This is a genomic window from Brucella cytisi (assembly GCF_038433355.1).
GTDB classification, from domain to species: domain Bacteria; phylum Pseudomonadota; class Alphaproteobacteria; order Rhizobiales; family Rhizobiaceae; genus Brucella; species Brucella cytisi.
Window position 1 is genome coordinate 84,960 of the sequence record NZ_JBCAUP010000005.1, and the last position, 15,288, is coordinate 100,247.

Below are 15,288 nucleotides of genomic sequence, written 5' to 3' on the forward strand. Positions count from 1 at the left end.
CTTTGATCTATCCGTCCGTGGGACGTCCAGGTGGCGGTTGTAAAGCGGTTTTCAGGCCTGGATTGTCCGTCAGGGTGATTACATAACATTGAAGCGGGATGGAAATGAGATACCCGGGTTCCTGGAACCGCCGTACCACAAAGTACACGAGCTCTGCTGATTGCTTCAGAAAAAACGCCGATCGCGATGGTGTCAACTCCCGATAGTGCATCTTCAGGAACCCGGAGTGACTGCACATGCGCGGCTACGTGCAGTCACTCCAACGTGTCGTTACCAGACGCACCGTTGAACACAAGCGCGATAATACCCCACCATCAACTCACTGCCTGCGTTGGAAGATAGACACGATCACCTTTGAAGATCAGGCTAGGGTCCGTGATATGTCCGAGGTTTAGTGCGACTGTTTCAGCTACGTCACGGTTGTTTGTCTTTGCAATGACGACAATATTGTCACCGGTGTCCACAACGATTGCCGTATATCCCTGGTTATCGAGTTCAGGATTGAAACGGCCTTGATTGTTCTGGTCCCCGGACGGATGCACGGCCACCTGGTCGGCCAGCACCCAGCCGGTTCTTAGCGTGCCCTCTTCATTGAACCCGGTCATCTTGACCCACTGATTGCCTTCTCCATCCGTCTGGCGAGTACCTTCCTCGTCAATCAGAGAGCCGGGGCGAAGTGTGCCGAGCTTTTCACCGTTGGGATCGGGTACTTGTCTTATATTAAGGCCGTCCGGTGCGATCACCACCAGTTGTGGTTCTTGCTCGGGCTTTGGTTCCGGTTTTTCTTCTGGCCGTTCTGTCTCGGGAGGCTCAACCGACGGTTCGGTTTTGGTGTCGACGGCAGGGGAAGTGTTATCTTCGTTATCTCCAAACAGTTTCGCGAACTGCATGAAACTGGTTATCGCCAAACCGCCGCCAAACGTGACGCCGTAGATCCAGCGATCAGCGGTCGTCAAATTCCCGCCCCAACCGGCTTTACCCAGCTTTGGATGCTGTTTGGCCCATAACCAGCCGGAGCCAAAAGCAAACAAGGAATTGGCGGTGGCGTCCAGAGGCTTAATAGTCTCACCACCGAAAATCGGTAAAACGTTGCCAAACGGCAAAACACTGCCGGCCAAATAGGATGGCAGGTGATATTTATCCGCATTGGGGAAGGCGCTTTGACCGGTGCGTGCTTCTCGAAGCGCCTTGGCTCCGTAGGCAACATTGCTGCCCGTGAACAGACCACTGGAGATATTGGATGGGATGCTATAGGACCCATCGAACGTTCCGGGAATACCGCCATAGACCTGATTGGGCAGATAGCTGAGGGCTGTGACAGCACGCACACTACGTCCAAAAGGATGGCTTACATCCATCTGTTTGAAAGGCAGAGCCATAAGAACCTGGGTTGCGGCACGCACCCCATAGCTGCTGGCATGGATAGCGAGCTGAACATTGGGGGGCAGAAGTGGCATGACCACTGCAAATGCTCCCGTAGCGGTTCCTGTCATTACAAAATCGGTAACACCGGCGGCGCGCATACTCGCAATGGCCTGTACAGGACGCGACGCAGGTTTGTAGCCATTGAGCGCCTGGCGGAGATCAGGCTTGATCCCTGCTGTCTGTACCGGCCTGAAGGCCGCATTCTGGGTCGTCGTAAATGCCTCAAGATGCTCTTTGGTGAGCCCTCCCATTTGTCCTGGTGTAAACCTGCGCGACTGTTCCGTCGTGAATTCGGGCAACTGTTCCGGCTTGAGTGCGCCAAGGTCTATATGCTTTACCCGTTTTCCCGGAATGGCCCGTAACTGATCACCAGTCAATGCCTGCCATTGATGCCCTTTAAAGGTTTTCCAGGCCATTGATGACATACCGCCGATTTCATCAACAGTCAGATTGCGAGCCAGGATAAGCTCCTTGAGCATTGTTCTGTTCTCTGCAGTCATTTTCAGTCGGTATTTGGCGGTTATTGCCTCCATCTGGGGCGTGGTAAGTTCCGGGATTTGTTCAGGCTTCAGCTTGGGAGCAATTAATCCCACGCTGCTGTCGGGTACGGATCGCAATTGCGGTCCTGACATCACGCCCACCTGGGCGTCGCTCAGCCAGCCGAACTGCTCTGGTGCGAGGCTCGACATATCAAGTGAACGGACGCGCTCCAGTGGAATGGCAGCGACCTGGGGTTCTGTGAGATTTTTTAATTGTCCAGCCTGCTTAAAAGCCTCCCATTGTTTCTGGGTAAACCAGGAGATCTGCTCGGGTTTCATCGCAGGTACATTCAGGGTTGCCATCCGGTTTGTCGGTATGGCGCGGGTTTGCCCCTCCGTCATGTATTCCGACAGGCCTGCCCGATTAAACGCCTTCCATTGGGTGGTTGTCATCCCTGCCACCTGGCCTTTTGCGGACATCCAGGGGACCTGTTTTCCTGCCAGCCCGGCCATACGGAGTTGTTCGAATTGCTTGTCCGAGAGCGATCTCAGCTGGGATTCGGTGAGGTTTTTCTGCTGTCCAGCCCGGTTGAAGGCTGCCCATTGTTCCTGGGTAAGCCCTGCAATCTGCCTGGATTTCATTACAGGTACATTCAGGGTTGCCATCCGGTTTGTCGGTATGGCGCGGGTTTGCCCCTGCGTCATATATTCCGGCAGTCCTGCCTGATTAAATGCCTTCCATTGGGTGGTTGTCATCCCTGGCACCTGGCCTTTTGCGGACAACCAGGGGACCTGTCTTCCTGCCAGTCCGGCCATATCGAGCTGTTTGAATTGCTTGTCCGAGAGAGAGCTCAACTGGGTTTTGGTGAGATATGCCTGCGAGCCCGACTTGTTGAACGTCTTCCATTGAGGCCCGGTGAAGGCTGCCAATTGCCCTTGGGTAAGAGATTTGACCTGGTTTTGCGTCAATATTCCAGCGTCGAGATATCTGATACGAGCTTCCGGGATTCCGCGCATCTGGTTACGGGTCAGATGAGGTTGCAGACCAGCCTGCTTGAAGTCGGCCCATTGCCTGGTCGAGAAACCCTCGATCTGATCGGATTTCAGCCACGGCACATGCTTTGGCTTCAGTTGCCCGATGTCGATCTTGCGAGGTGCTGTAGCCTCAAGTTGCGCGCGGCTCGGACCCCGGTTGGTTGATGGTCGGTGGTTGGGCGAGGCGCCCCGGGTCCACGGCACGACGTAAGCGTCATTGCCGTCCCAGACGACGGTGTGACTTTTGTTGCTAAACTGGGGTTCGTCACCCCGGGGTGACCACCCACCTTTAGCGGTTACATAGATATTCTCGGCATTCTTTGGACCACGACCGAGCACAGTCGCCGTAATCGGTTGCCCGGTTTCGTCGATCAGCTGGATCCTTGTAGGTTCCTTGGGGGATTTGATGCCGGGAAGTTGGGCCGCGGGGCTCGTGCTGGTCGGCCCGGTCCCTTCGGGCTCGAGGGGAGAGCGATAGGCGGCTTTGATAACAGTCGCATCCACGGGAGATTTTGTTGCACTTTCGTCGCCGTTGCTGGTCCGGACTGGCCGCATGGCTGCGAAAGATCTGACGCCCATGCCAGTGCCGACGACACCTGTTCCCAATCCAGTGATAGCGTTGGTAAATTCCAGCCCCGACATCTTGTCGCTGTTTGTTAGAAGGTCACTTGCAGTGGCAGCAATCATCGGAACGCCGATGATTGCTGCGGTGCCCTCCAATCCATGGGCGGCAACATTCATGGCACGTCCGCTGTTGAGATAGGATCGGGCACTGGCTGCATAGGGCGAGGCCTGGAGATTAAAGTTTCGTCCGCCCAACCTGAAGGTTGAATCTTTCATGCGCATTGCGCCGAAATTCGCCTGCAGCGAACGCCCGAATGACATTTCGGTGCGCGCAGCCATGCCGAAAGTGCGCATGCTGCTGCCGATGACAGGTAGCGCAGTCATGGCGACACTGGCCACGTTCATCAGAGATTCCGTATCTCCCCACTCGCCGCCATGATCGAGATAATCGGACTGTCTGATGACGGCACGTCCGCCCAGGTAAATACCGCTACCAATTGCGATTGGCGCTGCGACCGGTGCGAGCGGTGTAAATGACAAGAGGGTTGCGCCGGTCCCGACGAGACCAACGACCGGGTCAACAACCTTGTCCCATGCCGAAACGATGCGTGCATCTACGACATCCAGCGCAATCTGGCCGTCCTGCCCTTCCTTCATTTCCAGATTTTTGGGAATAACCAGTTTGCCGCTGTCATCGAACAGGCGGTTGTTCTCCTGGAAATCTTTAATCCCATCGAATTTTTGACCATTGGCGTCGACATACTTCGTTTTGCCGCCACTGACCTGGACAGCAAACAGGGTTGTCTGGCTTGTCTCTCCGCTTTCAGGTACGTAAAAGATCGGTACCGCCCTGACTTCGGGAGTGTCGCCACCGACGTTGCGGATCTCATCAATGATTTTATTGCGCGCTTCCGCGTCGTCTGCTCCGGCAAGGCCCGTGGTTTCGCCGATAAAGTTGCTCAGTTCTTCGCTGGAGCGTTTTCTAAACTTGTTATCAAACCCATCGTCTTGCAGACCCTGGAATTTTGGCTGGAAAATACCATTCAGTGTTTTGTCTTCGTTCTTGTCAAGAAGGACACGGTCGGCGTCGTTGGTGCCAAGCCGTTCCGGTTCCGACAAGAGCAGTTCCGATTGGTCGATACTGCTTGCGATCTTTTGTTTGACGTCATCCAGCTGGTCGCGCTGGTGGTTCAGAATGCCGAGCTGAATCTGGAGGTTGGCAACATGCGGATTAACCCAGCGGCCTTCTTCTGGCGCACCCGGTTTCGGGCTTATCTCGATCCATATCGGCTTACCGCTGTCAGCGAGCGCCTTGATCTTTTCCGGACCCGATAAACCATCAAGGTCCTGTGCGACCTCCGGAGAAACCTTAACAATTTGTCCGTTTCCAAGTTTCACTTCTACCGGCTTTTGTCCATCGGAAAGCAATCCGGCAGGGGGCTCCGGGGTGCCAGGGCCGTACTGGTCGATGGCCTCTTGCACCTTGTTGTCCATACCCTTGATCTGTTTGTCGATCTCGCCGATGTTCACATCGACGCGTTTATCGAGCAGATTGTTAACATTGATCTTTGCTTGCTCGTAACCAGCGAGCGGATTGGGATTGGCGACGCACTGATAACCGTTTGATCCGGGCGCAGAGCTCGCCTGAAGCTCCCGCCACTGCTGGGCAAGCGGACCGTTGCGCGCTTCATCGCTTGCGTTCTTGTCGTCGGGATCGGCAGTGATGTCGATCTTCAGCGTTTTGTGTTCGTACTTGATTTCCAGGACAAACTGTCCGTCGGCGTTCTGGATGACTTCGGCACTCTTGAACTTTCCGCTGAATTTTCCACCGGCATCGGTAAATCCGTCCGGATCAAACTGGTGCGGGGCACGTTGTCTTTGTTGTTCGATTGTCTGATTTTCCAGAACGTCGTAATCGGCTTTCCCGCTCTTTTGCGAATAGTAGTTGGAATAGGCCTCGCTGAGTTGCAGGGCACCGTCGGTCTGGGTCTTGAATAGCGCCACTTGCGGTTCGACCCAACGCCATTCCGTCCTCACACTACCGTCTGGTTGGGTGACGTTAACCTGCACGGCTATCGAAGTAGCACTGGAAAGTGCATCGATCCCGCCATCTGCCGCGTTGTACGCCTCCGCAATGTCCGGCGACACCTTAACCGTCTGATCACCGATGTTGATTTCCACCGGCTCCTGGTTCTTTTCCAGCAGGTCGGGCGGTGGATTGTCCGATCCGGTGGTGATAGCCATCATGTCGGCAAGCGCCTGATCACCTGCCTTGTTCTTTACGTCTGCCTGGGCCATCAGGTCGTTTACCTCAGCCCATGCAGCTTCACCCTTTTCGACCTCATCCTGGAAATTGTAATCACTGTCGGCTGCGACCACGACTGTGTCATTGCGACCCGGATAGTAACCCATATTAACACGCTTATCGATTGCCTGGTCGAGAAGCGTTTTGCCATCCTTATAAGCGTTATACGCCTCGGTAGCCTTGGTATGGGCATCGTGAGCGTCAGTTTGTAGTTGCTTGGCGTCCTCCAGCGTGCCCGTCGGTTTGACCGGGTTCCACTGAAACCCCAGAGGTTCGAGTTTCTCGTTTATTCCGGCCTGGGCGGCGTCGACAGCCTCCTTGTAGTCAGGATCGAGCAGGTATCGGTTGAGATCAGCATAGTTACTGCCAATCTGTGCCTTGGTTTCAGTCACCTGAGAAAGGGCAATATATTCATCCTGAATTGCGGCGGCGACATCAGGGTGCATCCAGACCCACTGGCCGTTGACGGGATATGCAATCCATTTCTCGCCCGGAGGGATGCCAAACTTGGGAGGATCGCCGGCAGGATCCAGTACACCATCTCTTTCCGTTGGCGTTGCTGCAATGCCAGGAAGTTTAGGCCCGTCAGGATCCGCCGGATTGGTGATGCCATGATCATCGATAGCGTCATTTTTCGCCTGCGTGGCATCGGTGGCGGTCTTCTCTTGTGCTTCCAGAAATTTGTCCGCGAGCTGGCTTTCAGCAAAGGCCTTGGTGACTTCACCTTCCTTCTTTTCCGCAGCATCACTGCTGTTGGGATTGGCTTCAATCAAAGACTTCGCCAGTGCAGCTTCCGGACTGCCCTTTTCGAGTGTTATCGTGTCGCCTGTCTCGTTATCCTTCAACGTAACTGTCCCGTCGGGGGCCGTGATCATGGTGTAGTCGTTTGCAGTCACCGACGTTGTTGTGGTCTCTTTACCGTCTGCACCCTGTTGGGTGACGGTCTCTGTTACCCGACCGTTTTCATCGGTCTCATTATTCGTGATTTCACCGGTTTGCGTATTGGTAACAGTTTTTGTTGTTGCGCCAGTCGCACCATCTGTGGTTTCAACCGTAGTCACCGTAAAGGACGGAGCGACGGGTCCCTGCACGCCCTCCGGAAGGCTGTTGTCGTGCACCTCTTGGGTGTAGGTCGTTTTGTCACCGGTTTTGCTGTCTGTCAGAGTTACTGACGTGGTGGTGCCATTGGTTGTCTCTTTGATTTCGACACCGGCTGCCAGCAATTCTGCGCGGACCTGATCGGCAGACAAGCCCCGTTCCTGGGCAATCTCCTCGACCGTCTTGCCGTCCTCGAGCGCGGTTTTAGTATCAGTGATATTCTGGTCAGCGGTTTTCAGAGTGCCATTGTCGCCGGGCAATCCTGGGGCCGATTGCTTTGGATCCAGCTCGACTTTTTCACCGTCTGGACCTGTTACAAAGGTTTGAACCGAGCCATCTGGCTTTATCGTCGTTTCGACTTTTGTACCGTTTTCATAACTGGTTTCGGTTTGCGTCTCGCCACTGCCGAGATCGTCCGTTTCCTTGGTGGTCGTCACGCCGGTTTCGGAATCGTAGCTGATTTCTTGCTTTTTTTCGCTCTCAGTGCGAATGGGCGACGTATCCGTGTCCCCGTCAGCCGTGGTTGTCACGGTGTAATGAGTGCCGTGTTGATAATCGACATTCTCGGTGACCGAGCGCCCCTGGCTATCGGTAATCGTTGTGACACGTGTGTCACCGTTCTGGCCCTGCGTGACAACAATCTCGGGAGGTTTTTCTCCGCCAAGCGCAGTCATGACAGCTTCACGCGTCATGCCACGCTCCTGTGCAATTGTATCGATACTCTTGCCTTTGCCGAGATCGGCATGAATTTCGTTAGCAATCTCCGTAGGTGTTTTCTCGGTCTGTGTGGTCGAGACCGGCTTCACATCCGGCTGCTTTGGTGCTGGCGGTGGTGGCGGGGGAGGAGGCGGCGGCGGTGGTGGCGGCGGAAATTTCCGAATAATATCAAATATTCGCATCCAACAACTCCCGAACTGTGGATCCAGACCGTTTGCGCGTCACTTCCGGTACCCTTGACCGGTTCGGTCTGGAACGGGCAGGGCGCAAAAGCATCCAGCATCAGTATTCTTCAGAAAATATGGTAAGGCGGCTCAGCCAGACTGCAAAATCCACTTGGAATTCCGGTTCAATCCGTTGATTCCAAACAGAATATTTTTACGTATCGTTGCAAGCCGAAGACGAGGCAGCAAAAATAGGATGCGGCTGGCTGAACGGGCGGCAGCATCGGGCTTGTAATGGTTGAAAAGCGGACTTCCAAAAGTCTTTACAATCTCAAAAGTTGTATCATCTCATGTGTTCCTTTGCTTACCATTAGTTCCCTGGTTCTGGCGGCAGTGGCCACTGTGGGCTGCCCGGAATCCGAGGCGTTGAGACGGCACCATCGAAACGATTGTTACCGGCTAAACCTGATTGAGCGCAACAAGATGGGGCACAACCAAAGGAAAGAAATCGCTGTGCACGTACTGCCCGAGCGTTGAACGATCGAACATCGTATCGACCAGGCCGATATCCCTGATAACAGGTATCTGCATGCGACGTGCAGCATTCTCCAGTTGCAGGGCGTCCTCTCCAGACGCTTTCCCGGCGATCATTGGCATCGGCGTTTCGTCCCTGACGAAGCGAATGGCGATCGTCCGCCTGTTTCCTGTGAAGACCAGTGTCGGACCAGCTTTTGCACTTTGATAGGGAACAGAAACTGCTTCCTGTCGCAAGCGATTGAATTCACGTCGAATATAGGGGTCACCTTCGATATCGCGATGCTCACGCTTATATTCACTGCGGGTCATTTTCATGTCTCGGCCAAAAAGCCACCTCTGGACAGGAATATCGGCCAACCCGAGAACAACGAAGCTTAGCGCTCCAGTCACTGCAAATGCAACCAGCGCACTGAATGCCACGGGGGCCAGGCAGCCAGGCGCACACACCGGCGCCTGAAAGATTGGCGACAGCCAGCCGGCTCCGATGGCAATGAAAATCGATGAAAGTGCTGCAACCTTGATCACCCCCTTGAGGAACTCCATGAGATTGCGCAAGGATGCAAGTCGTCGGAACCCTGTTATCGGGCTCAGTTGGCTGAACTGGGGTTTCATCGGTTCGCCGGAGAAAATCAATCCCTTCATCATAATAATGGCTGTCGGGACGAGAGACAGGAACATCATCGCCAGAGCAGCTCCCATGATGGTAAGGAATAACCAGAACACCATCATCATTGCCTGCCTGGCCAGCAACTCGAACGGTTGGCTGCCCGCCAGAGTGACGATATCGATTAGTTCGATAAAACGTGAAAAGAACCAGCCACGAAAGAAATAAAAAAGACCGAGTACCGCTATAAAGGATACAGCGCTCAACAGATCACGGCTGCTGGCTACCTGGCCCCGCTTTCGAGCATCCCGGAGTTTCTTGGCTGACGCCGGAAAACGTTTTTCTTCTGTATCTTTGTCGGCCATCGTTTATCGCTTCTGCAGGTTCCCACCGGAAGCGGGTAAAATGAGCGTGCTATTGCGTTTGCGGTTCACGGTCCTGGGGTTGTTCGGGAGCATCCTCCGTTCCATAGATATACCGGCGCGCCGCTCGCACCGAAGGTGCGGAAGGCGGAGGGCCCATCCGGCGCCCTTCGATCAGATCTTTTTCGCTTTCGACCATGAGCTGAAGATTATAGGCATTTGCGCAGCCTGGAGGTAAATGCGGTCCGACCTGCGAAACTTTCATAAACCGGGTGCCAGCTGACGTTGGTTCCTGGTCGGCCGGTGGTGTCAGGCAGGCATTAGGAACCAGAACGGAACCCTGAACCCCCTTGGCACCATCGCTCTGACCTGTTGGAACATAACTGTAGTCGTTTGAATGATCCGGTTCCGGCGCGGGTGTGGCGCACGCTGAAAGAAGGATAATCGGGAGAATCCTGCCAAGACCGTTTATATGAAAAGCCATCGGCGTCCTCCTCACTTGATGATCAATCCCATGGATGGGGCATTCTTGTTCCGCTGCGGCTTTTTTCGTGCGGGACGGTCGATTGGCGTTGCAAGATTGCGGCTGCTGACGGGATTAACAATGTAGGGCGTGATCAGGACCACCAGTTCGGTCTCGCGTTTCTGAAACCTCTCTGACCTGAACAAGTTTCCAAGGATCGGTGTATCTCCGAGGACTGGAACTTTCTCCAGATTGCGTGTCATGTTTTGCTGAAACAGTCCCGCAAGCGCGAAAGTCTGTCCGCTCCCGACTTCAACAGTGGTATCAACTCTGCGGACAACGAAACTTGGATAACTGAACCCGTCCGAACCTGCAGATGCATTGATACTGGAGATTTCGCTGACCTCTGGCTTGACGTGCATGGCAATACGGTTCTTGCCGATAACGGTCGGAGTAAAGTTCAATGAAACCCCGAAGGGCTTGTACTCGACAGTGTAGACGCCTTGGCCCTGTGGCACCTGGATAGGAATTTCGCCGCCTGCGAGGAAGTTTGCGGGCTGTCCGCTGACGGCAGTCAGATTTGGTTCGGCGAGTATCTTCACCAGCCCATTGCGTTTGAGTGCTTCGATGACGACGTCAAATTTGAAGCCTCCCGATGTCGATCCCCCGGCTCCCAGATTGCCACCGCCATCCGGGACAGCATTATTACCGAATATTCCCAGCTTGAGACCGTTCGATTCATATCCGAACTCCCAGTCGATGCCGTAAGATTGCAGCTCGCTGCGCGCTACTTCTGCAAAACGTACGCGAATATTGACTTGTTGTGATCCTCCTCCAAGGGTCGAATTGTTGATCGGGGGCTGGTCGGGAAGCGAAAAGCTGCGCGCAACATTTTCCGTTGCCAGAGCGTCATCGATATTACCAGCCTGGCCATCTACGATTAATTGATTGCCGCTGAAGGTCAGATTAGTCGTTGAGGTGGGAGCTGCTGCCTGGTTCGCACGGTTGGCTGCCCGGGCATTGTTGGCCACTACAATCTGGGTCGCCGCCTGTATCTTGCGTGCCCGGGTCATGGCTATGAGATTGGTCGCGCCGGGCTTTATACCATAAACATAGACAACATCGGGGGCCACTACCTGCAGTTCTGCAATGGTTGAATCGGCCATGAAAACAGATTCTACTGGTTCGTTAAACCGTATGATCCGTCCCTGTCCGACAGGCAGATCGATAGCAGTCTGTCCCGAAAGACGTAATGCATCCTGAGCGCTCGCCGCCCAGCAAAGCAATAGAAAAAGCGCACCAGCGAACGCCAGAATACGGCAACATGCCTGCCAGAAAACATATCCAGGACATGGCTGTCGTAATGCGAAATCATCCATGTTTTATTGTTCCCACTCTTATTGTCTCACGCCTCTTGTGAGTGACTGACGTCTTGCGGACCATTGGTCAGCCTCGCCTGCACGCGGTTCCCGGATCCTGATCCTGTCACTGTCCCCAACGGCTGTACGTTGAATTCAAACGCCAGCTCCTGATAGGACAATACCGGGATGTCGACGCCGTGATGGATGAGCAGGGCACGCAGGTGCGGGCGAATATCCGCAGCCGTAATAACAACGGGCGGGGTATTGGCCGCGGATCGTGCGGTTAACTGCTTGATTTGCTGTGCGACACTGCGAAGTGCGTCGTCGGACAAGTCGAGTACTGCGCCTGTATTCGCATGGCGTAGTGCACTTCGTACGTCGTGTTCGGCGGAGCGTTCAAGGATGAACGCAGCAATAACGTTATTGTCGTCGGCCGCACGGAAACTGATCTGTCTCTTTAAAGCCATGCGTACCTTTTCATGGAGTACGTGCGTTTCATCGTTTCCCGCCTCGACCAGAGCCTCAAGGATGACGCGCAGATTGCGTATCGTCACACCCTCTGCGACGAGCATTCGCAGAACTTCCAGCATTTTCGTCGTCGGTATGACTTCTTTTGCCTGCGACACGAGCTCTGAAGAGGTTTTACCCAGATCCTGCAGGAGACGGTTGGTCTCCTGGATACCGATGAAATGCTGGGAATACATCCTGAATACAAAACCCAGCAGAGGTACCGTGATATTTCCCGGCGGCTGAAAAGGAATATTTGCTTCGCTAAGAACGGCCTGCTGGTCCCCGGCGACCAGAAACATCCGTGTGTGACCCTGAATCCTTATCAGATCGTCAGCGGAAATTCCTGCCAGTTCGAGATGAGCCGGATCTTCTTCGACGAGAACGCAGCCAGGCGGTATTTCCATTTCAAGTACTGGCACATCATCGAGATCGATACGCAACAGGCGCGGTTTGAGTGTCCTGTCGACGAGACGCGGAACCGGAGGCACGTCGATACCAAGCTCGGTGCCGATAACGCTGCGTGCTTCGTTCTGCGACAGTTGCAGCAAATCGGCGGGCAGATCCGCTGCCAGCTCGGTGCCAATCCGTACGACGAACGGGGAATCGTAAGCGATTGCACGCTCTTCCACTTCGTGATCGTCGGACAATTGCTGCAGTTGTACCGTTTCGCGGATTGACGGGTGTCCGTCGGCTTGATTGCGACGCATGGCGTATCCGGCAACGCCCAGAATAAGACCGAGTATGATAAATACCGGCATGGGGAAGCCCGGAACGATCGCCAGAACGAACATGATTATACTGGCCATTATGAGGCTTCGCGAATTGCGCAGAAGCTGCGAGGTAATCTGGCGTCCCAGATCACTACCGTTTTCTGCGCTCGCGACGCGCGTAACCATTGTGCCAGCTGCAACGGCAACCAGAAGCGCTGGAATCTGGGCGACGAGGCCGTCTCCAACTGAAAGCAGGGAATACGTCATCCCGGCTTCTGCAAATCCCATTTCGTGCTGCAAAATTCCAACTGCCAGACCACCGATAAGGTTGACGAAAATAAAAACCATTCCGGCAAGTACGTCGCCTTTGACGAATTTCATGGCACCGTCCATGGCACCGAAGAACTGGCTTTCCTGTTCAAGTGTCTGGCGCATCGCACGCGCCTGGGCCTGATCGATGTCACCGTTGCGCAGTTCGGCATCGATGCTCATCTGTTTGCCGGGCAAGGCATCCAGCGTGAAACGTGCCGCTACCTCGGCGACCCGTTCCGCACCTTTGGCAATTACCACAAACTGCGCAATCGTGATGATGAAGAATATGATCAGTCCGACAGCAATACTTCCGCCCACCACGAAGTTTCCGAAAGCCGTAACGATTTCACCAGCGTCTGCCTGAAGAAGAATGAGGCGGGTCGTCGTTATGGTAATCGCCAGTCGAAAAAGGGTTGCGATCAGGATCGCGGAAGGCAACGCGGAAAATTGCAGGGGCGAGGTCGCATAAAGCGAACTGAGCAGGATGAGGACGCTGAAGGCGATGTTGAGTGTGATGAGCCCGTCAACAGCCCATGTGGGCAGTGGAATAACCATCATGCTGACGGCTACCAGAACCAGCACGGCGACAACGATATCGCTGGTGTTTCTTGCCCGGGCGAGGAAACGGGTTAAAGTGTTCATCATGTCCCGATCTCTGCCCGCATTTTCACAAACCGGTTAAACGCCTGCCGGGCCTCTTCCTGACGGCCAGCCACATGCAACGCTCGGCTTTTTAACAGATGAAGCGCCGGGTTCTCTCTATCACCCAGTACCTCCAGCCGCGCTATTGTTTCGAGTGCCTTGTCGGCTTCACCATCCAGCGTGAGAAGGTGGCTGAGCGTCCGAAGAACTCGGATATCGTTCGGGGATAGTTGGGCGGCAATCAAAAGATAGGCCGCCCCTCGTTTGGCCTGGCCGTGACATCCGTAGACGTAGCCAAGCAAATGGAGCAGCTGAACCGTGTCATGAGGATCTGTCAGTGCCAGTCTCCTCGCGCAGCCGTTCGGAAAAACTCTTATGGCGACTGATTTCATCATCAATCAGGGCTACTGTGAGCGAGCGTAGATTTCCGTTTTGCTCCAACGGCGTCAGATCGCCATCGATGTATTCGCCGAGCAGTTGCACTGCCTGGCGGATGATCGAAACGTCGGCAATATGCGGGCGCACAAATTCGTTGAGAATTTCGTTGAGCGTGTCGCTGTTGGTCAGCGACGCGAATGTCATTCCAGGCTGTGTCGCTTCGCTGGCGTCGGTCTGGGTTGTACCTTGTGCGGTTCTGCGCTTGCGAAGCGCATCAATTGCCTTCAGATCCTGGCGTTCGACCGCTTTACCTTGAACTGCCGGGGACCGCCCGATATTCCGGATATCACCTGGTGAGGTTGGATCAAGGCGGATAGCGTCCGTACGTCGCGTCATCGGTAGTTCAGAGCAATAGTTGCCCCCTCCTTACTGAGGTGAAGCGACTTCTCGCCAATTTTGCTGATCATCCAGCCATCATCTACGTATGCACCCTCATGATATCGTGCGCCGTCTCCCGCAAGCACATATGAATTGGGTCCGAACCATATGGCTTGCAGCGCGAGGCGCGGAGGCGCGCCAACACCGCTAACGGTAACGTTGGAAGTCAGCACGATCTTGTCACCGTAGGTGCGATCGAACCAGGACTGTATATCCAGCCAGGCTTCGCTTTTCTCCTTGGCAAGAGCGCCCGAAGCCACAAGGCGGTTTTTCTCGACAGCCAAAGTTACCCCGCTGATGCCTGCCTGGTCCAATTGCGCAGTAAGGATGCCACGGGCCATGGCCGGAGTTTCCGCCTTGTTTTGCGTAGCAACCTGCACAGTATTGGCGGTGTCAGTATCCAGACGGGCACCAACCGGGGCGCTCATCAGCGCATGTGCAGCCAGCGATACGAACACGCCAACACAACAGACCACCGCAGCAACGGCAGTCGTCGGACGTCTGAAAAAGCTTTTCGGTTCGGGTTGGGAAGGAGCGCAGATTACCATCCGGGCGCTACCGACGACGATATTAACGGGTAGTCGGGTCCTATACCCATGCCCTTCGGAAACATGGTGGCTGTCTACTTCAACATCACCACCGACAGCTTCTATTTCGATGCGGCGACCAGCGGGCCGCAACAACACATGGCGCGGGGCGATCCCGGCGTCCTTCAGAACAATATCAGCTTCAGCGTCGGAACCGATGACGTGAGCCGAACCATCCAGCGAGATGGTTGCGCCTCGGTGCAATCCTGCAGCGACGCTCAGTCGAACATTTCCATCCGCAAAGCCGTTACGCCATTTTTCCAGTAAAACGGGCAGGGCGTGCATCGGCTTGTTATCCTCCCGGCAAAATTACCCGGCCGACCATCCGGCCGGGCAGAATTGTGTCAGGACACGCTTGTATTAGCGACCGGACTGGCCGACCGCATCTGCTACACGGTTGCGTGACTGAGCTTGGGCCTTGTCAGTTTCGACCTGAAGATTGAACTTGGTCATTGCCAGCTGAAAGGCTTTCTGTTCCTGCCAGAAATTCTTCAGTTCGTTCACATTCCCGCCGGAATCGTCTACTTTGTCCACAGGGGTCTCCTTGAGTTCGAACTTCGTGCCCGACGGTAAGCGCCGGGCTGGTTCTCATGTGCA

General features: G+C 54.7%; 9 protein-coding genes. All 9 read right to left on the bottom strand.

The window, feature by feature from the left end; all coding sequences use genetic code 11:
* Positions 1-314: 314 nt before the first annotated feature.
* Positions 315-7,580: a DUF4781 domain-containing protein gene (locus tag AAE521_RS06685; RefSeq protein WP_342060804.1), complete on the bottom strand. Its 7,266-nt coding sequence runs from the start codon at positions 7,578-7,580 to the stop codon at positions 315-317.
* A gap of 666 nt (positions 7,581-8,246) precedes the next feature.
* A complete protein-coding gene (locus AAE521_RS06690) occupies positions 8,247-9,293 on the bottom strand; it encodes an EscU/YscU/HrcU family type III secretion system export apparatus switch protein (RefSeq protein WP_342060805.1) in 1,047 nt (348 codons plus the stop codon).
* 49 nt (positions 9,294-9,342) lie between these two features.
* Complete coding sequence (locus AAE521_RS06695) at positions 9,343-9,774, bottom strand: hypothetical protein (protein WP_071631611.1); 432 nt, start codon at positions 9,772-9,774, stop codon at positions 9,343-9,345.
* Between the two features lie 11 nt (positions 9,775-9,785).
* The gene (locus tag AAE521_RS06700; RefSeq protein ID WP_071631610.1) at positions 9,786-11,132 is read right to left on the bottom strand and encodes a type II and III secretion system protein family protein; all 1,347 of its coding nucleotides are present in this window, start codon (positions 11,130-11,132) and stop codon (positions 9,786-9,788) included.
* 26 nt (positions 11,133-11,158) lie between these two features.
* Complete coding sequence (gene sctV, locus AAE521_RS06705; protein ID WP_342060806.1) at positions 11,159-13,291, bottom strand: type III secretion system export apparatus subunit SctV; 2,133 nt, start codon at positions 13,289-13,291, stop codon at positions 11,159-11,161.
* Positions 13,288-13,590 (bottom strand): hypothetical protein, encoded by a 303-nt coding sequence (locus AAE521_RS06710; RefSeq protein WP_235817617.1) that lies wholly within the window; start codon positions 13,588-13,590, stop codon positions 13,288-13,290. Before AAE521_RS06710 ends, sctV begins: the two co-directional genes overlap by 4 nt.
* Positions 13,591-13,609: 19 nt before the next feature.
* On the bottom strand, positions 13,610-14,062 hold the full coding sequence (locus AAE521_RS06715; protein ID WP_342060807.1) for a RuvC family protein: 453 nt from the start codon (positions 14,060-14,062) through the stop codon (positions 13,610-13,612).
* On the bottom strand, positions 14,059-14,976 hold the full coding sequence (locus AAE521_RS06720; protein WP_071631607.1) for a SctD/MshK family protein: 918 nt from the start codon (positions 14,974-14,976) through the stop codon (positions 14,059-14,061). The genes AAE521_RS06715 and AAE521_RS06720 overlap by 4 nt, the downstream gene beginning before the upstream one ends.
* A gap of 75 nt (positions 14,977-15,051) precedes the next feature.
* Positions 15,052-15,225: a hypothetical protein gene (locus AAE521_RS06725; RefSeq protein ID WP_167375532.1), complete on the bottom strand. Its 174-nt coding sequence runs from the start codon at positions 15,223-15,225 to the stop codon at positions 15,052-15,054.
* Positions 15,226-15,288 lie beyond the last annotated feature (63 nt).